General features: G+C 59.6%; 21 protein-coding genes. 3 read left to right on the top strand and 18 right to left on the bottom strand.

The window, feature by feature from the left end; genetic code table 11:
- Window positions 1-150: 150 nt before the first annotated feature.
- Window positions 151-1,704 (bottom strand): DNA recombination protein RmuC, encoded by a 1,554-nt coding sequence (locus ERE07_RS15880; protein WP_245153749.1) that lies wholly within the window; start codon window positions 1,702-1,704, stop codon window positions 151-153.
- Window positions 1,705-1,832: 128 nt separating this feature from the next.
- Between ERE07_RS15880 and ERE07_RS15885 the strand changes: the two genes are divergently transcribed.
- Window positions 1,833-2,813, top strand: coding sequence for a Bug family tripartite tricarboxylate transporter substrate binding protein (locus ERE07_RS15885; protein WP_130010022.1), 981 nt, complete (start codon window positions 1,833-1,835; stop codon window positions 2,811-2,813).
- A gap of 19 nt (window positions 2,814-2,832) precedes the next feature.
- On the opposite strand, the gene panB is transcribed toward ERE07_RS15885, so the two are convergent.
- Complete coding sequence (panB, locus tag ERE07_RS15890; RefSeq protein WP_130010023.1) at window positions 2,833-3,657, bottom strand: 3-methyl-2-oxobutanoate hydroxymethyltransferase; 825 nt, start codon at window positions 3,655-3,657, stop codon at window positions 2,833-2,835.
- A gap of 170 nt (window positions 3,658-3,827) precedes the next feature.
- Here panB and ERE07_RS15895 point away from each other — a divergent pair, with 170 nt between their 5' ends.
- On the top strand, window positions 3,828-4,667 hold the full coding sequence (locus tag ERE07_RS15895; RefSeq protein WP_130010024.1) for an aldo/keto reductase: 840 nt from the start codon (window positions 3,828-3,830) through the stop codon (window positions 4,665-4,667).
- A 23-nt stretch (window positions 4,668-4,690) separates the two neighbouring features.
- On the opposite strand, the gene ERE07_RS15900 is transcribed toward ERE07_RS15895, so the two are convergent.
- Complete coding sequence (locus ERE07_RS15900; protein WP_130010025.1) at window positions 4,691-4,903, bottom strand: SlyX family protein; 213 nt, start codon at window positions 4,901-4,903, stop codon at window positions 4,691-4,693.
- Window positions 4,904-5,103: 200 nt separating this feature from the next.
- Window positions 5,104-7,917, bottom strand: a complete 2,814-nt coding sequence (locus ERE07_RS15905; RefSeq protein ID WP_130010026.1) for an aconitate hydratase — start codon at window positions 7,915-7,917, stop codon at window positions 5,104-5,106.
- A gap of 328 nt (window positions 7,918-8,245) precedes the next feature.
- Here ERE07_RS15905 and ERE07_RS15910 point away from each other — a divergent pair, with 328 nt between their 5' ends.
- The gene (locus tag ERE07_RS15910; protein WP_130010027.1) at window positions 8,246-10,600 is read left to right on the top strand and encodes a sensor histidine kinase; all 2,355 of its coding nucleotides are present in this window, start codon (window positions 8,246-8,248) and stop codon (window positions 10,598-10,600) included.
- Window positions 10,601-10,609: 9 nt separating this feature from the next.
- Here ERE07_RS15910 and ERE07_RS15915 read toward each other — a convergent pair whose 3' ends face one another.
- From ERE07_RS15915 to ERE07_RS15975, 14 genes are all read right to left on the bottom strand, one after another.
- Window positions 10,610-11,494, bottom strand: coding sequence for a hypothetical protein (locus tag ERE07_RS15915; protein ID WP_130010028.1), 885 nt, complete (start codon window positions 11,492-11,494; stop codon window positions 10,610-10,612).
- 177 nt (window positions 11,495-11,671) lie between these two features.
- Window positions 11,672-11,800 carry a hypothetical protein gene (locus tag ERE07_RS22190; RefSeq protein WP_280634377.1) on the bottom strand — a complete coding sequence of 43 codons (129 nt, stop codon included), beginning with the start codon at window positions 11,798-11,800 and terminating at the stop codon, window positions 11,672-11,674.
- Between the two features lie 79 nt (window positions 11,801-11,879).
- The gene (locus ERE07_RS15920) at window positions 11,880-12,437 is read right to left on the bottom strand and encodes an acyloxyacyl hydrolase (RefSeq protein WP_245153750.1); all 558 of its coding nucleotides are present in this window, start codon (window positions 12,435-12,437) and stop codon (window positions 11,880-11,882) included.
- Window positions 12,438-12,556: 119 nt separating this feature from the next.
- Window positions 12,557-13,006 (bottom strand): DsrE family protein, encoded by a 450-nt coding sequence (locus ERE07_RS15925; protein WP_130010029.1) that lies wholly within the window; start codon window positions 13,004-13,006, stop codon window positions 12,557-12,559.
- 39 nt (window positions 13,007-13,045) lie between these two features.
- Entirely contained in the window at window positions 13,046-14,755 is a 1,710-nt protein-coding gene (soxB, locus tag ERE07_RS15930) for a thiosulfohydrolase SoxB (RefSeq protein ID WP_130010150.1), read from the bottom strand.
- A gap of 60 nt (window positions 14,756-14,815) precedes the next feature.
- Window positions 14,816-15,334, bottom strand: a complete 519-nt coding sequence (locus tag ERE07_RS15935) for a redoxin family protein (RefSeq protein WP_130010030.1) — start codon at window positions 15,332-15,334, stop codon at window positions 14,816-14,818.
- A gap of 19 nt (window positions 15,335-15,353) precedes the next feature.
- Complete coding sequence (gene soxX / locus ERE07_RS15940) at window positions 15,354-16,007, bottom strand: sulfur oxidation c-type cytochrome SoxX (protein WP_130010031.1); 654 nt, start codon at window positions 16,005-16,007, stop codon at window positions 15,354-15,356.
- Between the two features lie 12 nt (window positions 16,008-16,019).
- Window positions 16,020-16,844, bottom strand: coding sequence for a sulfur oxidation c-type cytochrome SoxA (gene soxA / locus ERE07_RS15945; protein ID WP_130010032.1), 825 nt, complete (start codon window positions 16,842-16,844; stop codon window positions 16,020-16,022).
- A 62-nt stretch (window positions 16,845-16,906) separates the two neighbouring features.
- The gene (gene soxZ, locus ERE07_RS15950) at window positions 16,907-17,221 is read right to left on the bottom strand and encodes a thiosulfate oxidation carrier complex protein SoxZ (RefSeq protein ID WP_130010033.1); all 315 of its coding nucleotides are present in this window, start codon (window positions 17,219-17,221) and stop codon (window positions 16,907-16,909) included.
- 52 nt (window positions 17,222-17,273) lie between these two features.
- Window positions 17,274-17,741 (bottom strand): thiosulfate oxidation carrier protein SoxY, encoded by a 468-nt coding sequence (gene soxY, locus ERE07_RS15955; RefSeq protein ID WP_130010034.1) that lies wholly within the window; start codon window positions 17,739-17,741, stop codon window positions 17,274-17,276.
- 45 nt (window positions 17,742-17,786) lie between these two features.
- Entirely contained in the window at window positions 17,787-18,926 is a 1,140-nt protein-coding gene (locus ERE07_RS15960; protein ID WP_130010035.1) for a c-type cytochrome, read from the bottom strand.
- Window positions 18,910-20,280, bottom strand: a complete 1,371-nt coding sequence (soxC, locus tag ERE07_RS15965; RefSeq protein ID WP_130010036.1) for a sulfite dehydrogenase — start codon at window positions 20,278-20,280, stop codon at window positions 18,910-18,912. The genes ERE07_RS15960 and soxC overlap by 17 nt, the downstream gene beginning before the upstream one ends.
- A 179-nt stretch (window positions 20,281-20,459) precedes the next feature.
- Window positions 20,460-21,728: an NAD(P)/FAD-dependent oxidoreductase gene (locus ERE07_RS15970; RefSeq protein ID WP_130010037.1), complete on the bottom strand. Its 1,269-nt coding sequence runs from the start codon at window positions 21,726-21,728 to the stop codon at window positions 20,460-20,462.
- A complete protein-coding gene (locus ERE07_RS15975) occupies window positions 21,725-22,090 on the bottom strand; it encodes a c-type cytochrome (RefSeq protein ID WP_130010038.1) in 366 nt (121 codons plus the stop codon). The genes ERE07_RS15970 and ERE07_RS15975 overlap by 4 nt, the downstream gene beginning before the upstream one ends.
- Between the last annotated feature and the right edge of the window lie 47 nt (window positions 22,091-22,137).

Genomic DNA, 22,137 nt, shown 5'->3' on the forward strand with positions numbered 1-22,137 from the left:
GCGAGCACCAGCGTGATCGCGCCGATAAGGATGCTTACGGCATAGAGCGGCCGCAAGGCCGGGGTGTGGTCAAGCGCTGTCATGAAACGATCCAGTCGTACGAAAGGTTACTAGCTTACTCCCGCTGGGCCAGGCCGTGAGCGCCCTGGCTCACGTGCTACATCCTGATTGCGCCTGATCGCCTGTGGAAGGCGCTGCATCGTCGTCAGCACGGGCTTCGGTAACGATCAGGGTTAGCCTTTCGCCCTCGACATCGACGTTCAGCGGTTCGAGCGCGGGCAGCGTCTTGTTGGCCCGGGAGGAAAGCTCGCTGAACCGGGAAGCCTTGCCGTAGAGCCCTTGCTGGCCAGCCACGGCAATGACGGTGCTGTTGTAGTGCCGGCTGACGGTTTCCAGCGTATCGCCCAGTTTTTTCAGGCGCTCGGCCACCAGCACCACCTGATTATAGAGATCGCCGGCGCGCGCGCTCAGCTCATGCGCCTGCTCATTGCTGCGTGCAGTCATCCACAGATTGGCGACAGTCTTGAGAATGGGCATCAAGGTAGTGTGCGACACCATGACGACATTGCGCTGATAGCCATAATTGAACAGGTCGCGATTATGCTTGAGCGCCTCGATGTAGGCGGGTTCTATGGGCATGAACATCAACACGAAGCTTGGGCTGCGCATGCCCACCAAATTGCTGTAGTCCTTGCGCGCCAAGTCGTCAATATGGTTGCGCACGGCGCGCACATGCGCATCGAGCGCTGTTTGCATCTCTTCTTCGGTTTGGGCTGCCACGGCACGGTCGTAGTCCACCAGCGACACTTTGCTGTCGATGATCATGTGTTTGCCATCAGGCAGTTTGATGACGAAGTCGGGCTGGCGGCTGTTGCCCTGCGCGTCCCTGAAGCGGGGCTGGGGTGTGTAGTGGTCTTGCTTGACCAGGCCGGCCAGCTCAAGGGTACGTTCGAGCTGCATTTCACCCCAATTGCCTGTGGTTTTCTTTTCGCCCTTGAGCGCCAGCGCCAATGTGCTGGCCTCCGCCCCGATGCGCAGCCCCATGTCCATCACGCGCCGGATTTCCACGCTCAGCGAGGTATTCCCGCGCACGGTTTCGTCGTGTACCTGATTGATACGATTCTGGAACCTGTCGATCTGATCGCGCAACGGCTTGAGCAAGGCATCGAGCGAACTCTGGCTGTTTTGCGTGAGATTGCGCCCTTTCTCTTCCAGAATCTGATTGGCCAAATTCTGGAACTCGATCTTGAGCTGGGCGCGCGACTGCTCGAAGCCCGCTTTCATTTCCTGGAAACTGGCCAGTTTTTCCGCATGAATGGCCTGCAGCTCGATCAGGTCTTTATCGACCGAACCCAGACGCTCCTGCAGCGACTGGCGCGCCGCCTCGCCCGCCTGCAGGTCGTGACGCGCCTCGGCCAGCCGCTCCTGCAGGCTCTGAATGGTTGATTCGCTATGCGCCAACTGGCGATCCAGCCGCGCGCGCGCGGCCTCTGTGGCGACCAATTGGGTACGGCTCTGCTCCAGCGTGTCGCGCACTTCTTCAAGCTGCTCTCCGTGGTGCCGCGCCATCGACTGGGCCTGAAAATATTCGGCGCGCAGCAGCGCGAGACGGCGCCCCATCACGAGCACGGCCAATAAAATACCCGCTGCCACACCCGCCGCAATCAACCATATTTCAACGGGTCCGATGGACAGATGAGTCATGCGTGATTCCCTTGTGACCATGCAGTTTCTGCAGGCATGATAAATTACACTCGCTAACCATCATAGTATTCCAGGCAGGGCTGCAGCGCCTAGCGCGCACGGCCCGCACAGACGCAACGGACAGCATCATGCGCAACCCCTTTGCCCATGTGGTCGGATTGGCAGTGTGGGCGCTGATCGGCATCGCCCCTGCCGTTGGGGCTGACTGGCCTCCCGAAAACAGGGCGATACAGATTATCGTGCCTACCCCCGGCGATGCCGGCATTGGCGTGGCCGTCGCCAGGCTACTGGCCACGCAGCTTGAGGCCCAGCTTGGCGGCCACTTTTCCGTATCGACCTACCCCGCCAACCATGGGCCGGGCAGCACTGCATTCCTGGACAACGAACCCGCTGATGGCACCACGCTGCTGCTGTGCAATACCACGCTGCCCGGCTCAGGCTTTACGTATGCCCGCATTCTTTCAGGCCCTGAACAGCGCCTGGACGCCATCGGCCTGGTCGCGCAGCTGCCCAATGTGCTGGTCGTCAATAACGAACTGCCCGCTACTACCCTGGCGCAGTTCACTTCCTATGTGGCCCGCCATCCCGGCGTGATCAATTTCGGGTCTACCGGCAACGGCAGCGCCATGCACCTCGCGGGTCAGTTATACATGACAGAGACAGACAGCAATATGGTTCATGTGGCGTACAGCTCGGCGGGCATGGCCACCAACAATCTGATTTCGGGCCAGATCCAGTCGATGTTTCACCTGATGCCCAGCATTTTGCCGCAAATACAGAACCGTCAGGTCAGGCCGCTGGGCGTCATGAGCGCGCAGCGTCTGGCGGTGCTGCCCGATGTTCCCACCATGGCAGAACAAGGCTATCCAACGCTGCAGTTCGGCGCGTGGATGGTGCTGATGGCCCCCAGCGGGACGCCTCGCTCAGTGATTGATCAGGCCAATCGGGCCCTGAACCATATTCTCCAAGCCCCATCAGCGCAACAAAGGCTTGCCGACATGGGCGCCATCCCGGTCGGGGGCTCGCCCGAAGCCGCCCAGGTACGTCTGGCGATAGAACACGAAAAATGGCAGTCCATTATGTCGCAGGTTGTGCAGCCCGTGCACTAGCCTGCCAGGCTGCCGCTGTTCAGGTTTTCTTTACGCCAAAGCAGTTCTCCAGCCCGGGAAACTGACCGTCACGCACCTCGCTGGCGTATTGTTCGACCGCCGTCTTGATCACCGCGCCCACATCGGCAAATTGCCGGGCGAATTTCGGAATGCGGCTGCCGCTCAGCCCGAGAATATCCTCGGTGACCAGTATCTGCCCATCGCAGGCTGGCGACGCGCCTATCCCTATGGTGGGAATCGTTAATGTCTCGGTGATTTCCCGGCCCAGGCGCTCCGCCACGCCTTCAAGCACGACACCAAAAGCGCCCGCCTCCTGGTGCGCCCGGGCATCGCGCAGAATGCGCTGGGCGGATTCGTCTGTCATGCCCTGCGCCTTGAAGCCGCCCATTGTGTTGACATACTGCGGCATCAGGCCCACATGGGCGAGCACGGGGATGCCGCGCTCGACCAGAAAACGGGTGGTTTCTGCCATGACCTCACCGCCTTCGAGCTTGACGCCGTCGGCGCCGCTGGCCGCGAGTATTCGCGCCGCATTGTTGAAGGCCTGGGCAGGCGACTCCTGATAACTGCCAAATGGCATGTCGGCAATCACGCATGCGTGAGACGTCGAGCGCACAACGGCGGCGGCATGCGCAGCCATCTGCTCGACCGTGAACGACAGCGTGTCCGGCAGGCCGTAGCCGACCATGGCGGTGGAGTCGCCAATCAGGATAAAGTCCAGGGCGTCGTCCAGCAGCCGCGCAAAGGGCGCACTGTAAGCGGTGAGCGCCGCGATCTTGCGCTCTCCCTTGCAGGCCATTAACTGGGGCACGCTGATACGCTGCGCCTGCCGATGCACACTCATTCTGTTCTCCTTGCTGTCTCATTAGCGAAATTCGGCGCGGGATACGATTTGAATCTCTCCCGCACTGCACAAACCGTATAATCGACCAGAATCACAACGAAAACAAATCAAACAGACATTCATCGGCGCCGGGCATATTGCTTTATCGGCGCCACGCAGGGAGAACCAGCATGGCCGAAGTCACTAACACCGTATTGTTTCACGATGGTCGCAGCGCGCCCCGCCTGGGGTTCGGCACCTGGCAGGTCGATGACGACACCGCTGCCACCGCCGTCCGCACCGCACTGGCAACCGGCTACCGGTCCATCGACACCGCAGCCTTCTATGGCAACGAAGCAGGCGTGGGCAAAGGCATCGCCGAATCAGGCGTCCCTCGAGATCAAATCTTTGTGGCCACCAAGCTCTGGAATGATCAGCATGGCCACGACATCTCACGGGCCGCGTTCAACGAAAGCCTGGAGAAACTGGGCATGGACTACGTGGACCTGTACCTCATCCATTGGCCCGTGCCCAAGAACGATCTGTATGTCGAAGCCTGGGAAACCCTCATTCAATTGCGAGACGAAGGTGTTGCCAAGTCCATCGGCGTCTGCAACTTCAATATCAATCACCTGGAACGCCTGCTGGACGAAACCGGCGTGCTGCCGGTGGTCAATCAGGTCGAGCTCCACCCACTTTTTCAGCAGGCAGCGCTGCGCCAATACCATGCGGAGCAGGACATCATCACCGAAGCCTGGAGCCCGCTGGGCCGCGGCCAGCTCTGGGAACATCCCACCCTGGTCAGCATTGCCGACAAACACAAGCGCTCGGTCGCGCAGGTCATCTTGTGCTGGCACATGCAACTGGGCAATATGGTGATTCCAAAGTCGGTCACGCCATCGCGTATCCGCGAGAATTTCGGCAGCTTCGACTTTACGCTGGACGAACAGGACATCGCCGCCATTGCCGAACTGGACAGCCCCGACGGCCGGCAAGGGCCTGATCCCGAGCTGTTCCGCCTGCCCAAATAAAATTAAGGCCCGCCGCAGGCCAGTTAGTAATGAGGGGGCTTCTCGACGGTGTAGGCGTCTGCGCCGCCCGCGTCGCTGGCCGCCTCGCTCAGACGCTTGACGAGCGCCGCGCACAAAGCCTTCAGCTCGGTGATCTGTTTCTGTTGCTCGTACACTTGCTGATTAAGGGCCTGAAGCAGGTCTTCCTGCGCCGTCAGCTTGATTTCGATCTCGATCATGCGCGCTTCTGTCGTCATGCCAGCCTGCCTGAAAAAGTTTATTTTAATCCCGGCTGAGTGCAGCAATCAGCGGTGTGCCCGTGTGGGGATCCGGCACCAGCACGCAGCGCACCCCATAGCACGCGGCCGCCGCGTCAAGACCCAAAAACAAGAATCCCCTTGAGCCGGCGCACGACAAGCCGGGCCAAGGGGGATAAACGTACGGCGTGTAGGCCGGCTCAGTCGCGGTTCAGGAGATTGCGCAAAACAAACTGCATGATGCCGCCATGACGGTAGTAATCCGCCTCGCTGGGGGTATCAATGCGCAGCAAGGCATCGAATTCGATACTGCCGGCCCTGACCTTGACGGTGGCCGGCGTCTTGCCTTCGTTGAGCGCCACCACACCCTCGATATCAAACACTTCCTCGCCCGTGATACCCAGCGATTCAGCGTTCTGACCTTCGGGAAACTGCAGCGGCAACACGCCCATGCCCAACAGATTGGATCGATGGATGCGTTCGTAGGATTCAGCAAGGACTGCGCGCACGCCCAGCAGCACCGTACCCTTGGCTGCCCAGTCACGGGACGACCCCGAGCCATATTCCTTTCCGGCGATGATGACCAGCGGAATCCCAGCATCGATATAGGCGCGTGATGCGTCGTAAATGGTCGTGACCGGCCCTTCGGGCTTGGTGAAATCCCGGGTGTAACCGCCTTCGGTGCCGGGCGCCAGTTGATTTCGCAGCCTGACGTTGGCAAAAGTGCCGCGTATCATGACCTCGTGATTGCCGCGGCGTGAACCATAGGAATTGAAGTCCGTGGGCTCGACACCGTGATCCATCAGATATTTTGCCGCGGGTGAATTCCTGGCAATGGAGCCCGCCGGACTGATGTGATCGGTGGTAACGGAATCCGCCAGCTTGGCCAGCACGCGCGCGCCGCGTATATCCCGTACCGGATCAGGTGTGCGCGGCATGTTCTCGAAATAGGGCGGATGTCGCACATAGGTGGACTGGTCGTCCCACTGAAAGATGTCGCCTTTTGGTGTGGGAAGATTCTGCCAGCGCTCGTCGCCTGCAAACACGTCGGCATAGCCGCTTTTGTACATGTTCGAGGCAATGGCGCCGTCGATCGTCTGCGCGACCTCGTCCGCCGAGGGCCAGATGTCCTTCAAATAAACGGGCTTGCCATCCTTGCCCGTGCCAAGTGGATCGTTGAACATGTCGATGTCCATCGTGCCGGCCAGCGCATACGCGACGACCAGTGGCGGCGACATCAGGTAGTTCATCTTGACCTCGGCATGAATGCGGCCTTCGAAGTTGCGATTGCCCGACAACACCGACACCACGGACAAGTCGTTGCTGGTGACCGCCTGGCTGACTTCAGGAATGAGCGGCCCGGAGTTGCCGATGCAGGTGGTACATCCATAGCCCACCAGGTTGAAACCCAGCGCCTCGAGATAGGGCGTGAGCCCTGCCTTGAGAAAATAATCGGTCACCACGCGCGACCCGGGCGCCAGGCTGGTCTTGACCCAAGGCTTGCGTGTCAGCCCGGCTTCAACCGCTTTGCGCGCCAACAGGCCGGCCGCCATCATCACGGCAGGGTTGGACGTGTTGGTACAAGAGGTAATGGCGGCAATCACGACTGATCCATGGCTGACTTCGCCCTGCGCGCCGTCGGCAAGCGTGATCGGCACGGCATTGGCGACAGGCGCAGGGATCGCAGGGGCATCCTTGACATGGTCCGTCGGCGCATCATTGCGCGGCTGCTTGGCATCCTGAGCCGGAGGATCCGAGGCGGGAAAGGACTCGGCCACGGCTTTGTCGTAACCCTTGGGCTTGCCCGAGGTGGCCGTCAGCATGGCCAACGCCCCATGGAAAGCCTCTTTGGCGTCGGCCAGGGCAATGCGGTCCTGTGGCCGCTTGGGCCCGGCAATGGACGGCTGCACCGTCGAGAGATCCAGCTCCAGCGTTTCCGAGTAATGCGGCTCCGCATCGGGGTTGTGCCACATCCCCTGAGCCTTGGCATAGGCCTCGACCAGCGCGATCTGCTCGTCGCTGCGGCCCGTCAGCTTGAGATAGGCGAGCGTGACGTCGTCGATGGGGAAGATGGAGATCGTGGAGCCATATTCCGGACTCATGTTGCCGATGGTGGCGCGGTTGGCAAGCGGGACGGCCGCCACCCCGGGCCCGTAGAATTCCACAAACTTGCCCACCACGCCATGCTGGCGCAGACGCTCGGTGATGGTCAGCACCAGGTCTGTGGCGGTTGTGCCTTCGGACAGGGCGCCGGTGAGCTTGAAGCCGACGACACGCGGAATCAGCATGGAGATCGGCTGGCCCAGCATGGCGGCTTCGGCCTCTATACCCCCGACGCCCCAGGCAACCACCCCCAGGCCATTGACCATGGGCGTGTGCGAATCTGTGCCCACACAGGTATCGGGATAGGCAGACACGGTGCCGCTGTCGTCGCGGGTGAACACCACGCGCGAGAGATGCTCCAGGTTGACCTGGTGCACAATGCCAGTGCCGGGCGGCACCACGCGAAAGTCATCAAAGGCGCTTTGGCCCCATCGCAGGAACTGATAACGCTCCATGTTCCGGCCGTATTCGATCTCTACGTTCTGATCGAAAGCGGTCTTGTTGCCAAAGACATCGACGATCACGGAGTGATCGATCACCAGCTCCACCGGCGCCAGGGGGTTGATGCGCGAAGCGCTGCCACCCAGGGCCTTCATGGCCTCGCGCATGGCCGCCAGATCCACCACGGCAGGCACGCCGGTGAAGTCCTGCAACACCACGCGGGCCGGCGTGAACGCGATTTCTTTGCTGGGCTGCGCATTGGGATCCCAGGACGCAAGCGCCCGGATATCATCGGCGGTGACATCACCGCCCTCATTGCGCAGCAAATTCTCAAGGAGAATCTTGAGCCCGTACGGCAATCGCGCAATATCCAGACCATGTTCCTTGAGCGCATCGAGCCGGTAAATCTGATAAGACTTGCCGTTGACGTCCAATGCGCTCCGGGCGCCAAAACTGTTCGGGTGAGCCATCGCGTATCCTCCTACATAAGTGTCCGCTGCAGGTCAGCAATAGATTTCATCTTACACGCAATGGCGGGCATCTCTCCAGCATGCCCCGCAGCCTTCAGGGGCCATGTCCTGCAAATCGGCATGCCATCTGGTTCAGACGACTTTACGCACACCATCATCCGCGGCGCGGGAACGCACGACGGCGGCAAACGAATTGACGATTTTTGACGGACACAGCAGGAACTGAAACGTAGAATGCATTGTCAAATGTTTTGCAAAGTATATTTACAAATTTGGAAACTCCCTTTCCAAGCGCAGCCCCAGTCATCATCACGTTGGGCGCCACAACATGAAGCTTCACATTATGATCATTCTGTCCCGGCTACTCATGATAGCCGCGGCCTGGCTGGCCCTTCCTTTTGCGCACGCCGCCGATCACATCGCTGTCGCCAGGGCCGGCCAACAAGCCTTGATCCAGCCCGGGACAATCGACGTAGACAGATCGACGCAATGGCCGTATGCCGTCGCAAACCATCTGCTGATACACGAGGATGCTTCCCTGAGGCAAGACCTCGGCGCCGTGCTGGCGCTGCCGGTCGGACCGGGAGGCTGGCAGGCCGTCCCCCACGCAGCGAAGCCTTTCCAGTCAACATCCGCATGGTGGGTGAGACTGCAGGTTCGCAATTCGGGGCACGCACCCCTCAAGCTGCGATTCGCCTTTGACACCGGCAACTTCGGCCTCCTGGATTTCCACCTGAAACAGAATACCCATTGGTCGCATTATCAAACCGGCGAAATCACCCCCAGGCCCGCCCTCATCGATACCGGGCTTCGACGCATGGCCTATCCGTTTGTACTCGAGCCCGGCGCTCATGCCGATATCGTGGCGCGCATCCGCAGCGATAAGCGCATCGTGCTTCAGCCACGCCTGTACTCAGAACAGGCGTTCAGCGTGAACAATGGTCGCCAGATGATCTGGCAGGGCATTCTGGCGGGCGGTCTTGCCGCGCTGACCATCAGCACGCTTTTCATTGCGCTGTTCAGTCGCAGCCGGGTCTTTTTTCTGCTCAGCGTGCTTGCACTGACTGTTACGCTGTATGAGGTCACCGTCAGTGACTACGCCCGGTTTTACATCTGGCCAGACGCGCTCTGGTGGATTCCCCGTGCGTCCTTCACGCTAGGCCTGGCTTGCCTGGCACTGTTTCTCTGTTTCGTGATGGAGATGGCCAAGGCGGCCGACGTGCGATGGCCGGCCAGGCGGTGGTTCCAGACACTGATGTGGCTGCAGGTCGCGCTGGCCGCTATGGCATTGTTCGGCCAGATATACTGGGTTTCGTCCCTGATCGGCTTTGACATCTTTTTGTTTGGGCTGAGCATTATCGCTGCGGCCGGCCTGTTGCTCAGGCAAGCCCTGCCGGGCGGGCGAGCCATGTTGCTGGTCAGCGTGTATTTTCTGGTGCAGGCCATGCTGACCTACAGCGGCTCGACCGACATACTGCCACGCTGGGCGGCAGAGCTCACCATGAACAACGGCAGCAATAATCCCTTGACCGACCTGGTGGGTTTTTACATCAATCTCGCCGTACTGATGGCCTGGCTGGTGCTGGTGGGCCGACAACGCTCCCAGGCACAGGCGGACCTGGCCCGCTTGCAGCACGAAGAGCAGGATAGACTTGGCGCCGAGGTGGCGCGCCAGACAGAAGCCCTGAACAAAGCCTTGCTTTATGCCAAAGAGAAAAATCAGCAGAAGACTGAAATGCTGGGCTACATCAGCCACGATCTGCGCGCACCCCTGGCCACCATTATCAGCTATTCGCAGTTGTTGCTGCAGCGTGACCAGGCGCCCGAGCAGCGTGACCACATACAGGTGATCAAACGCAGCGCCAGCTACCAATTGAGCCTGATCAAAGAATTGCTTGAGTATGCCCGCCATGAGCTGCAGCCGCTCGATCTCAGGGCCGAGGCATTGCCGCTGGGATGCTTTCTGGACGACATGGTGCGTTATGCGCAAGCCTTGAGCGCGCAGCAAGGCAATCAGTTCGAGTGTTTTGCAACGACGCCGCTACCCACCTGTATACGAGCTGATGCCAAACGCCTGCAACAGGTATTGCTGAATCTGCTGAGCAATGCCGCCAAGTTCACCAAAGGAGGAAAAATCGAATTATCGATCGGGGCTGAACCGCAAGAGGAAGACGCATGGAGACTGCATTTTGCCGTACGGGATACGGGCACGGGCATCGATGCAGCCAACCAGGCAACCATATTTTCAGCCTACTCCCAGGTACGGCGCGATCAAGGGGGCACGGGTCTGGGGCTGTTCATCGCACAACGTATCGTGGCCAATATGGACGGAACCCTGACCGTCAGCAGCACGCCGGGTGAAGGCAGCGAATTCAGCTTTTCCATCCGTATCGCTGTCGTCGATGCAACGCCGCTCCATTGGCAGGCACAGGCTTTTGAACCGGAGCCTGCGCTACCCGTTACCGCTGACGACGCCGAGATTGCCTTGCCCCCGGCGCATGCGCGCATGGAGTTGGCCGAACTGGCCAGGGACGGACGTCTGTCCGACATCGAGGACTGGCTCACACGCATGCTCGACACGCAGCCAGCGTACCGCGCGTTTGTCGAAAAAGTTCAGGCCGCGTTGCATATTCTGGATCTCGAGCATATTGAATCTCTGGCGCTGTCACCTGACCGCCAATGAGTTGACACCTTACAGCGCAAGCATGCTGGCATCAGGGCCGCACCAGTGGCCACTGACCAGCGGCTCTGGCCTTGCCCGCGCAATCACGCGCGCGGCATCGGCCCAGGCATCGAGCCGCACACGCAGCCCGGCGTAAACGCCATGGCCTTGCCCCGGAAGAATATCGCCCGCAGCGGCCAGCCCTTCGCCCGCACGAATAGCGCCATCGGCAACGATATCGCTGCCCGACAGCATGCCCCAACCGGCTTCAAGATGATTGCCCGCGATAATGGCATCGCCCGCCTGAATGCCGCGTTCCACCCGGATGTCATGGCCGGCCTCGACCTTGCCCGCCACTTTCATCCCCTGCCCGCACACAATCGAACCCCCGGCGGTCAAGCTCTGGCCGGCACGCAAGTCACCTGACACGGCGATCCCCTGGCCCGCGCTGATATCCCAGCCGGCACGTAGTTGACCGCCGCATTCCAGCCGCGATGTCGCGGCGATCCCCCACTCTGCGCTGATATCACCCTCCGCCCGGATATGGCCGCCACAAATGATGCCGCCCTTGGCATCGATATCCGCCCCCGAAACGATCTCTGTTCCCGCCCGGATACCGGCCCCGCTGCGTATGCCGCCGCCAGCGCGCACCACGGTGTCCACATTGATGTCCTGCCGCACAATCAGCGTACCGGCAAAGACGATCGCGGCCGCATCGATCACATCCACCGACATGCGCGCATCAGTTGGGCCAAACTGATCGAGCAACCAGCAGGCGTCATCCACCCGGCCGGCCGCCACCAGCGCATCCAGAATAGCCTGGTAGTCCCCGTGGCCATTCTGATCCCGCAGAAACCATTTATATCCCGAAGCGCAAGGGTTCTTGGCCTTGACGAAGTTTTTTGATAATTGCATGACAGTGATTTGCTTTCGCAAGAATAAATGCTGCGCACAGGCGGCTGCCGACGTTACGAATGCGGGAAGCGGGTTTTGTGCACATGCGCAAGCACGGCCCGCCCGAGAGCGGTACCGCGAACAGAAGACGCAAGAATAGCGGGGAGCGCCCGCCATGCGGCAGGCATCCGCAGGCGTTTAGCCGGGCTTGGCGCGCGCGTAGGCTTCGCGCACAGCGACATCCTGAGAGGCCAGGAAGATGGCGCGCAGGGCGTGAGAGCATGCCACGCGGGTGGCGTGCTCTCGCAGCAATTCAAATTGACGCATGAAAGTCAGCATACCGGGATTTTAATCCAGGCGGGCATACGCGCCTATGCCCGCCGGGCACATATCAGGCAATCTGTTCTCAGTATTGATAGGAATACAACAACTGCAATGCATTCAGCCCGGCATTGGGCCGCTTGATGTCGGCATTGGAAAAATGAGAGAACCGCAACCCAATACGGCTATTGCCGGACAAATACACGCCACCGCCAATGTGGTCGCCAAACTGAAACGCCGTGCTGAGCGTCTTGTTGGCAAAGCGTGTCCGGCTTATCAGCGTGGGCCCTGCGCCGGCCTCAAGATAGTAGCCATTCCCGAATGACCACCTAAGCATCGGGATGGCGCTGAACTGCCAGAGATTGGCGGGCGAATCGCGGCCTGACGCATGCCAATAGGCTGCGCCCAATTCCGCAACCAGATCGAGCCGGCTGCCGTTGCCGGTAAAACGGTGTGACCACAGTGAAGGGGATTCCCAGGCCAGTTCAACGCGATGGTAGTGATCTGCGCCGCCCGCCCGAATGCTCACGGCTGGCTTTTCTTGCGCTTGAACCTGCATGGGACAGGTAATCAAAATAGCGAAGGCTGACAGTACTGCTAACAGATGTTTTTGTTTGGATGACTTGCTCACACTCTTCATCATGCAGTTCCTTGTTCTGCTTTGTGGAAAGTGTAGCAGGAAGCATGCCCGCCTCCGCTTGGGCGCGTGAGGGGCGCATGCCTGAAGCAGCCCGAGGCTGCTTCAGGCGGGGGTGGCCGGACTCAGGGCTTGACGTAGGCGTACCCTTCCTTGTTCTGAAGCTCTGTGATCCGCACCACGCCGGACGGCACAAACTGGGCTTCCATCACAAAATCATCTTTTGTGAGTTCCTTGCGCTTCATGGTGATTTCGCAGACTTCGAACTGCACGCCACGCGAGGCCAATCCCGAGATCAGGGGGCCCACCGTATCGGCATCGTCGTAGTCGTTTTCAAGAAACTCAATGCCATCCGCATGGGCAACCGCAATAATCTTGGCCTTGGGGTCGGTGTCCAGCTGGTTGCGCATATTGCGCAGTGCGGACAGCGCCTGACCCTTGGAATCGTTAATGTGATAGATGACCTTGGCTTGTTCGCTGCTCGCCTCCGTCGTTGTATTCTGAGCCGATGCCGGCAACGTGGCGCCTGCCAGGGCAATGCCCAGGGCGAGCGTAAGCGTGGCAAATTTATTCATGATGCATCTCCTGAAAAATGAACAGTACCAGACAATGCATTACACAATGCCGTGATTTCCGTCCACCCCTTTGATTCGGGGCTCGTTCAACTTGACCGCAGTGATGGTCTTCTTGTCGCGCAGGTAGCGTGAAACCACCTCCCACACAGGTTCGCCTTCCGCCCCTTCGGCCACCGGCGCCCAGCCCGCCACCTTGTATGTCTTGTCGGCCTCGATCGGCTTGCCATCCAGCATCATGTCGCTGATGCGCTGGCCGGCATCCTTGAGCGGATCAATGGTGTACTGCATGCCGCCCACGCGCACCATATCCCCCCCTTGCTGGTAATACGGGTCCGGATTGAACAGGTTGTCGGCAACGTCCTCGAGTATCACCTTGATCTGACTGCCCGGAATGTCGCTCAGCGTCGTATAGGGATAGGTAATGGCCGTCTGATCCATCAGATGTTCCATCGTGATGTCCGATCCAGGCAGCAGGCTGGTGCCCCAGCGGAAGCCGGGCGAGAATGCGATCTGGGCCTCTTTTTGAGTGATCAGCGCATCGAGGATGAGCTGGTCAAATGTGCCGTTGAAGTTGCCGCGGCGATACAGCATATCGTCTGTGGTCGCCAGCGTTTCGGCCAGTTGCTCGGCAAAGGGCGAGCGAATCTTTTCGATGAGCGCGGCCATGTCCGGATCAGCATCCAGGAAGTTGGCAAATACCGGCATCAGCTTGTAGCGAAAATCGGAAACCTTGCCGTCCCGGACATCAAAATCCAGCACGCCCAGGAACTTGCCGTTGCTGCCTGCATTGGTCACCAGCGTTTTGCCGCCACTGTTTTCAACCACTACGGGCGCGGGCATGCCATCGTGTGTGTGTCCGCCCAGAATCGCGTCCAGGCCACGCACGCGGGAGGCCAGCTTCAGGTCGACATCCATGCCGTTGTGCGAGAGCAGCACCACGGCCTTGGCTCCCTTGCCGCGTACCTCGTCTATCACTTGCTGGAGCTGGCTTTCCTGAATCCCGAAAGTCCAGTCTGGCACCAGGTAGCCCGGATTGGCGATAGGGGTGTAGGGAAATGCCTGGCCAATGACGGCCACTTGAACGCCGTTCATTTCGCGCAAGGTATAAGACGGAAATACAGGGTCGCCGAAATCGGACGTCTGGACGTTCTGCGCAATGAAATCAATTTTGTCCTTGAGATCCTTGGCGATGATTTCCTCGACTCGCTCCGACCCCAGGGTGAATTCCCAGTGGGCCGTCATGATATCCACGCCCAGCGCCAGGCAGGCATCCACCATGTCCTGGCCTTTGGTCCACAGCGCCGTCGCCGACCCCTGCCACGTATCTCCGCCATCGAGCAGCAGCGCGCCGGGTCGACTGGCCTTCATTTGCTTGACCAGCGTCGCCATGTGCGCGAACCCGCCCACTTTTCCGTACTGACGCGCGGCATTTTCGAAATTCAGACAGGTGAAGGCATGGGCCTGCGCGGTGTCCGGTTTTATGCCGTAATGCGCCAGAAAATGCTCACCGACCAGATGAGGCGGGCGATTCAGCGCCGATCCAAGTCCGATATTGACACTGGGTTCGCGAAAATAAATGGGCTGCAACTGCGCGTGACAGTCCGTGAAGTGCAGAAAATGCACATTACCGAAGCGCGGCAGATCATAAAACTTGGCGGCAGCCTCTTCGGCAGCACGAGCGGAATGGGAAAACGTCATTCCACCGGCGGCGGCAATACCCAGCACTTGTAGGAACTCGCGGCGACTAATCATAAAAACGGCTTCCTGCTGATCAATAAAATAAAAAAACAGACGAAACAAACGTCCAAATCAGGGCTGATCGGTTGCGGCGGGCGCATACTTGATCAGACCCAGTACATCTTCCTCGAACATTTCACCGGGGATGACTTCAGCCACCTGGCCATCCGCCTTGATGACAATAATATTGGGTACGACTTTTCTTTTGCCCAGAACATCGCGCAGGGCCTGGGTCTCCATGGCAACCGGAAACGTATAGCCATGCTTCTTCATGTAATCGGCGGCAAGCGTGTCCGTACGGTCTATGCTGACGGTCAGTATCTCCAGCCCCGAGCCCTGCGCTTCGTGCCAGAGTTTCTGGACGTAGGGATTTTGGCGCGCGCAAAATGGGCACCAGGTGGCCCAATATTCAATGATGACCGGCTTGCCATTGAAATGCCCCTCTGCAAGGGTTTCTCCATCCAGAAGGTGGATTTCAGGAAGCGACACATGATCGCCAACCTCGACAACGGCCTGCGCCGGCGGCGCAAACGCGACGCCGGCTGCCAGCCCGACTCCCACCAACAGCGCGGCGAGTCCTGAATTCCACATACCTGCCCCTTCTGCCTGCTTATTGCGCAACGTCATCCTTGTTGACCGGCGACTCCGGATCAAACAGCAGCGCCATGACGTCTTTCAGTTGCGCTTCGGTCAGAATGCCCGCCGCGCCAAAACGCGGCATCGCAGAACAGGCCGCATAGGCATGCGAATCATAGATCTTGGCCCAGGTGTATTCCATGATCTCTTTGGAAGATCCGCGCTGCTTGCCATAATGCAGCAAAGAGGGCCCGATGTTGCCGAAAGAGATTTCAGCCTTGGTCATCTGGTGGCAGGCATAGCAGTTTCCGCCATTGACCGCCCCCTCTTTGTCGCTGAACTGCAGTCCGCGTCCGTTCTGAGCCACTTTCTCGCCAGCCTTCCAGTCGCCCAGAAACTGGCCCTCAGCGGGGTATTTGATGGACGCCAGGGCTTCCTTGGCGATCATCGCCGCGTCTTCCTTGGACAAAGGCTTGCCCGTCAAATCGGCCTGCGAGCACGCCTTTTGCATGGGCGATTGCTCAAGACGATCCAGTTTTGCAATACCTTTGGGCTCGAACGAAGCCTTGAGTACCGCCTGCACATCTTCGGGGCTGGTGCCTGTCACGGGTTCGTCCGCCTGGGCGCCGGCAGTCATCAGCAACAGCCCTGCCAGCACAGCGAGCGGCGCGATAGTAGATTTTTTCATGAGCATCTCCGCTTACCGTTTAAGACCAGGGGCGTCCATTTCGCCGCCATTGGCATTGACCGCCAGGAACACTGACAGATCGACCGATGCCTGCGAGCCGTACTTGAGGTAAGGCATGCGCTGCTGGCGGAAGCAGTCGTTCAGTCGCCACTGCATGGAACGCAGCGCGCCCTGGGAGACACGATAGGCGGGCCAGGAGGTATAGGCCTCTCGCGCTGGACCGGATTCGGTCAGATTGGGAAGATCCTGCAACCGGATGCGTTGACCGTCCACGCTGTGGCAGGACGCACAGGCAAAGTCATAGGGGCCGCCACGGAAAAAGAAAATCTGCTTGCCGCGTTCGAACGCGGCCTTTTCCTGTGGATGGTCCTGCGGCACCGCGAGCGGCGTGCCGCGCGACTGGCCCACCACATATCCCACCAGTGCTTCCAGGTCTGTTGAATAATCGCCGCTGCCCGAGAAGGGTTTCTTGGTCACTTCTTTTTCGTCCATGCCCTGCAGATTGACCATGCAGTACACAAGACGGGATTCCAGATCCATCACCCGCCCGGCATCTTCAAAAAAGCGCGGCATATGCGCGTAGGCGTCTTTGACCACGCCCGGGCCCTGCCCCAGATCGCACTGCTCAAGCGACGCGCTCTTGGGGCCGCGCTTCTCCGCCCACAGCTCCTCGCCCGTCATCTCGATCAACTCGGCCGGATTGCCGCCTTCGCCCAACATCTCACGATATTCCGCGATACCGTCGGATGTACTCTCTTGCGCGACGACCGCCGACGCTGCAAACATCGCGCCGGCCGCGAGCGCCAGTGCCGCGGCGCCACTCAGTTTTTTCTTCATGTCTCCTACCTCCCTGGTGGATACGTATGACCTACCTCTTGCTTTTTTACGCAACAAAAAACCTAGCGGATCTCTGTCGTGTCGGTGCGGCTCTCACCTTTGTTGTCCTTCCAGGTGATTTCAACCTTGTCGCCCTTGTTGCCGCCCTTGAACTTGAACGACAGGAAGGGATCGCGCGATACCGCCGGACCCCACTGAGCCGACAGTACTGTCTTGTCGTTGCACTTGGCTTCGACCAGGTCGATGAAGTGGGCGGGAACGAGGTTGCCCTCGCTATCCTTGCGCTGGCCTGTTTCCATGATGTGGCTCATCAAAGCCTTGACTTCGGTGACATCGTCTTTCTGTACAGCGCGAATGCGCATTGGTCTGGTTGCCATGATTATTCCTCGTGTATCGTTGATGCGGGATGGTGTTCGGCGTGTCAGGCGATCAACCGCCGCAGCCGCCCAGCGTTACCTTGATTTCTTTGTGTACGGTATAGAACTTGTCGTCGGCCTTGACCAGCGCATAGACGTCTGACGTTCCGCCCATCTTGATGCGTGTCGCCACATCAGGCATCGTACCTTCAGCGATATCGAAATGCGCTGTCAGGGTACTCGGGTTGTTCGGCACAAGAATCGAGATCTGCGTCGTGTTGGGCAAATCACTTGTTACGCCAACCGGCACCACGGCGCCATTCTCGGCAATATCCGGTGCAACCAGCTTGATCTTGTCACTTTCGGCAGCCTGGTCGCCGCCAAAGGCCTTGATCACGTCATCGACCGAAGTGGCCGAAAAGGCGCCCTCGTTCCACTCTTGCTGAACGGCCCATGCCTGCTCTGGCCGCAATATACCGGCGGTAACCGCCAGACTCAGCACGGTACCCAGCTTGAGCACGTTTCTACGCTGCTTGTTCATTTCCTGCTCCTCTGACTAATCGGATTTGATTGTTGAAAACTGTGTTTACTGCCCAGTTTCGGCGAGCATCAGCTCGACCATAGCCTTGGCATCATCGTCGGATAATGCGGGATGCGGAGGCATTGGAATTGCTCCCCATGCACCCGAACCGCCCTTCTGCACCTTTGCGATCAACTTGCCGACCGCATCGTCCTGACCCTTGTATTTGTCGGCGACATCCGCGAATGAAGGTCCAAGCACTTTTTTGTCCCGCGCGTGGCAGGCCATACAGCCACTGTCGGTCATCTGGGCCAGGGTCTGCTGCGCCGATGCGTCCTGCGCGCCGTCTTTGGCCTCGCCCTGAGGCTTGGCGGCGGGAGCCGCCGCGGCGACCAGCGTGCTGCGGGCATGTTCCTTGACCTTCTCCACGTTGTCGGCCACTGTGCCGGACAGGGCAGGTTCGCCAGTGTTCACACCGCGCACCCCGCCAACAAGACGCATCTGTGCGGCAAGATCGCCGTGGGCATCGCGCGCATGCGGTGGCAGTGTCGACGACGGCTTGCCTGAGGTTTCGCAATCGCTCATGCAGGCCACATTATCCGTATCCGGCTTGCCATCCACCTTCCACAAGCCATCCCAGAACTTCATGCCGTTGCGGTTGGGCATCTTGTCCTGCACTTGCGCGATGTTCTCATCGGACAAGGTAAAGTCCGAAGGCACGATTTCCGCCAGATTGAGCAGATAGGCCAGCACGGCATAGACGTCGTCGGGCTCAAGCGATTTGGGATTATCCCAGGGCATGGCCCGGTGGATGTAATCCCATAGCGTGGAGACCGTGGCCACTTTCATGAAGGTGGTGCGCGAAGGCTGCCCGCCCCCCGTCAGCGCGGCCACGTGGCCGGTTTCGATGTCGTCCAGCGTGGTGCCACCCACCAATGGCGCAAAGACGGAATTGCTCTCGCCAAAGGCGCCGTGGCAGGTCGCACAGGAGGTATCCCATATGTCCGCGCCCTGGTCGACGGTGCCGCTGCCCTTGGGCAATCCCTTGAAATCCGGCCGCACATCAATATCCCACGCCTTGAGTTCAGCCTCGGTCGCGGGCCGGCCAATATCGTACGACCTGGCGGTATCGTCGGCGAAAACGGGTGTACAGAACACAGCGCCCAGCGCGCACGACAACAGAGCGCGCTTAGTCCATCTGAACATTGAAAACCTCCCCGCTTTGCGCGATCTGCCAGGACTGGATCGCGTTATTGTGATACGTAGATCGCGTACCACGCACCTCGCGCAACTGGCGATAGCGTGGCTGAACAAAACCGGTGCTGTCGATGGCACGGCTTTGCAGAATGACGGGCGAACCGTCCCATACCCAATCAATGTTGAAACGCGTCAGGCATTTGTCCAGCACGGGGGTTTCGAGGCGCGCGGTCTTCCAGCGCTTGCCGCCATCGAATGACACATCGACCTGCTTGATCTTTCCGCGACCGGACCATGCCAAGCCGCTGACGTTATAAAAACCCTTGCCCATCAAGGCCTGGCCACCCGACGGCGAGGTGATCACTGACTTGCATTCCTGGATGGAGGTGTACTGGCGATGGATGCCATCGGGCATCATGTCGATGTAGTGAGAGGCTTCATCCTTTGCTCCCCAGGGCTGATCGCCCACCTCGATGCGCCGCAGCCACTTCACCCATGACACGCCCTGCACGCCCGGCACAACCAGACGCAGGGGATAGCCATTTTCGGGGCGCAACATCTCGCCGTTCATGCCCCAGGCCACCAGCGCGTCGTCCAGCGCGGATTCCATGGAGATCGTGCGCGTCATGCTCGACCCATCATTACCCTCAGCCAGAACAAACTTGGCATTCTTGAAGTCGGCGCCGCAGTCGTCCAGCAGCACCTTGAGCGGCACGCCCGTGTATTCGCAACAGGACAGCATGCCGTGTGTATATTGGACCGTCGGCACGGCGGCATTGCCCCATTCCATGCCGGTATTGGCGCCGCATTCGATAAAGTGGATGCGCGATACCGAGGGCAGGCGCATCAAGTCATCCATGGTATAGACCTTGGCCTCTTTGACCATGCCGTTGATCATCAGTCGATGCTGCTCGGGATCAACATCGACCCAGCCCTGGTGATGGCGCTCGAAATGCAGGCCGGATGGCGTAATGATCCCGAAAAACCCTTGCAACGGCGCAAACGCTACCGACGCCTGGGCAGTTTGCGTCAGCCCGGGCGACTGCCGGCGCTGCAAATTGGCTTCAAAAGGCGAGGGCTGGCCGTATGGTTTGAACGCCACGGGATTGCCCAGCTTGGTGCTCCAGGGACGCGGCTCGAGAATCATTGGATCCCCGGCGGCCTGTTTCACCGATTCGGCCAAGGCAGGGCCAGCCGTCAGCGTCGCCGCCGCGGCCAGAAAACTCCGCTTCAGAAAGCCCCGCCGCTCCTCACTCAAACCGCTGGCATTGATTTCGTTCGCCAATGTTGGCGGCACGAAATTTTCGGGCGCCTTTTTCAGGCGACCAATGGGTATTGATCGCTGGTCCCTGCTACGACTCACACTTATTCTCCTGGGATGATCCGGTACTCTGTAAGTATACTATTTAATATAAGCTCATAGCTTAAAGCTATAAACAAGGGAAATCACCCCTCTGAAGATTCTTGACAAATTCAAATATGCCAAGAAATTTCATATTTCAATGAATAAGTGCTGCAAACCGCCTGTTTCGCAGCTGTGGCTCAGGTCAGCATGTCGGCCCAGATCGCATGCGCCCAATCCAGCGCCATTTGGCCTTCATCTGCCGTGGCATGCTCAGACACGCCTCCCCCGCCCTTGACAGGCAGCATCGTGCCTTCTTCCTGGCTATAGCGGTGCACGCTGGCCACGTGCATGGCATCCTGGGCATTCACAAAGCTGTAACAAATGCTGGCATAAAGCGGATCCTGGTTCACTTCCTGACCCAGCAGCAGGGCCGCGACCGCCGCGGCACAGGTTTTGCCATGCTGGCTTGCCATGTGCCCGGCCTTGGGCATGACCGGTGCGATCTGCACGGAATCGCCCAGCACATGAATGCGATCGTCGACGATGGAAGAAAACGTCAGAAAATCCACCTCGCACCAGCGATCATTGGCCGTGGCCAGCTCCGCCTGTCGTGCGATATTGCCGGCCCGCATTGGCGGTATCACATTGACCACGTCGCCCTGCTCCTCTTCGCCCAGTTCAAAGATGACAGTGCGCGTGTCGGCATCGACATCCACCGCCTTGAAGGCGGGGTTGTACTCAATCATGCCGGGATACCGTTCTTCCCAGGCCTGATGGAACTGTTCGGCTTCTGACGTCACCTCGGCGTTGGCGTCGAAGATATGCACCGTTGCGCGCGGCTTGTGCTGCTTGAAATAAGCCGCCACCAGGCAAGCTCGCTCGTAGGGGGCCGGCGGACAGCGGTAGGGCGTCTCGGGAATGGTCATGATGAAACGGCCGCCATCGGGCATGGCCTCCAATTGCTGCCGGAGCAATTGCGTCTGGGGCCCGGCCTTCCAGGCATGCGGCATGGCATTGCGCGCATCCTCGGTCTTCAGCCCCGGGATACGCTCCCACATGAAATCAATCCCTGGCGAGAGTATCAACCTGTCCCAGGACAGCGGATCACCCTGCCTGAGCTCAAGCGTGCGCCGCGTGGCATCCACCCGCACAGCCTCATCACGCACGTGGCGCACGCCGTATTGCGCCAGCCCCTCATAGCTGCGTGAGATATCCCGCATCGACAGCCTGCCCTCCAGCACCAGATTGGACAGAGGCGTGGAGACAAACTCGGCGCGCGGCTCGACGAGGGTAACCCGTATGCGCCCGCCACTGAACAGATGCAGATACTTTGCCGCCGTTGCACCGCCAAAGCCACCGCCAACGACCACGACATGCGGCGAGGCTGAAGACCGGGCCCCGGCCAGCACCGGACAGGACACCGCCGCCAGGCCCGCGAGCGACTTGATGAAGGAGCGACGCTTCATGACTGTGCTTCTTTGTCGCGGGGTTGGCTTTCGTACCACGCGCCGATCCGCCGCAGCACGGCTTCATCATAGCCGCGTGCCATCTGCTGCTTGAGCAGTCCGGGACGTTCGCCGCTCGCATAGGCCTGCATGGCTTTGACGATGTCGTCCGCCGGCATGCCTGCCAGCGTGGGGATATTCTTGACCGCACTGTGCCCGATGCCATGGCAAGTTGCACAGGAATACGCCCAATCCCTGGCCTGAAGGTCGCCTGTGGTCTGCGCGATACAGGCTGGACTCACACCCAGCGCCACGCAAATCGCCAGACCCACAGGCCAGCGTTTCAGCGTAATGATTGCACCCTTCCAGCGCATGACCAACATGGCGCTCCTCCCTTGTGATGGCAATGCATTCCGCTCGCCGGAGCGGA

Source organism: Allopusillimonas ginsengisoli, assembly GCF_004153455.1.
GTDB classification, from domain to species: Bacteria; Pseudomonadota; Gammaproteobacteria; order Burkholderiales; family Burkholderiaceae_B; genus Allopusillimonas; species Allopusillimonas ginsengisoli.

Bases quoted from the DNA above. Each gene is read 5' to 3' on its own strand.
- ERE07_RS15880 (WP_245153749.1), bottom strand. From the start codon at position 1,704: ATGACTCATCTGTCCATCGGACCCGTTGAAATATGGTTGATTGCGGCG.
- ERE07_RS15970 (WP_130010037.1), bottom strand. From the start codon at position 21,728: ATGAAGCGTCGCTCCTTCATCAAGTCGCTCGCGGGCCTGGCGGCGGTG.
- ERE07_RS15920 (WP_245153750.1), bottom strand. From the start codon at position 12,437: ATGATGAAGAGTGTGAGCAAGTCATCCAAACAAAAACATCTGTTAGCA.
- ERE07_RS15905 (WP_130010026.1), bottom strand. From the start codon at position 7,917: ATGGCTCACCCGAACAGTTTTGGCGCCCGGAGCGCATTGGACGTCAAC.
- ERE07_RS15925 (WP_130010029.1), bottom strand. From the start codon at position 13,006: ATGAATAAATTTGCCACGCTTACGCTCGCCCTGGGCATTGCCCTGGCA.
- ERE07_RS15960 (WP_130010035.1), bottom strand. From the start codon at position 18,926: ATGTTCAGATGGACTAAGCGCGCTCTGTTGTCGTGCGCGCTGGGCGCT.
- ERE07_RS15910 (WP_130010027.1), top strand. From the start codon at position 8,246: ATGAAGCTTCACATTATGATCATTCTGTCCCGGCTACTCATGATAGCC.
- ERE07_RS15915 (WP_130010028.1), bottom strand. From the start codon at position 11,494: ATGCAATTATCAAAAAACTTCGTCAAGGCCAAGAACCCTTGCGCTTCG.
- ERE07_RS15885 (WP_130010022.1), top strand. From the start codon at position 1,833: ATGCGCAACCCCTTTGCCCATGTGGTCGGATTGGCAGTGTGGGCGCTG.
- ERE07_RS15900 (WP_130010025.1), bottom strand. From the start codon at position 4,903: ATGACGACAGAAGCGCGCATGATCGAGATCGAAATCAAGCTGACGGCG.
- ERE07_RS15935 (WP_130010030.1), bottom strand. From the start codon at position 15,334: ATGTGGAATTCAGGACTCGCCGCGCTGTTGGTGGGAGTCGGGCTGGCA.
- soxX (WP_130010031.1), bottom strand. From the start codon at position 16,007: ATGAAAAAATCTACTATCGCGCCGCTCGCTGTGCTGGCAGGGCTGTTG.
- ERE07_RS22190 (WP_280634377.1), bottom strand. From the start codon at position 11,800: ATGCGTCAATTTGAATTGCTGCGAGAGCACGCCACCCGCGTGGCATGC.
- soxA (WP_130010032.1), bottom strand. From the start codon at position 16,844: ATGAAGAAAAAACTGAGTGGCGCCGCGGCACTGGCGCTCGCGGCCGGC.
- soxZ (WP_130010033.1), bottom strand. From the start codon at position 17,221: ATGGCAACCAGACCAATGCGCATTCGCGCTGTACAGAAAGACGATGTC.
- soxY (WP_130010034.1), bottom strand. From the start codon at position 17,741: ATGAACAAGCAGCGTAGAAACGTGCTCAAGCTGGGTACCGTGCTGAGT.
- panB (WP_130010023.1), bottom strand. From the start codon at position 3,657: ATGAGTGTGCATCGGCAGGCGCAGCGTATCAGCGTGCCCCAGTTAATG.
- ERE07_RS15895 (WP_130010024.1), top strand. From the start codon at position 3,828: ATGGCCGAAGTCACTAACACCGTATTGTTTCACGATGGTCGCAGCGCG.
- ERE07_RS15975 (WP_130010038.1), bottom strand. From the start codon at position 22,090: ATGTTGGTCATGCGCTGGAAGGGTGCAATCATTACGCTGAAACGCTGG.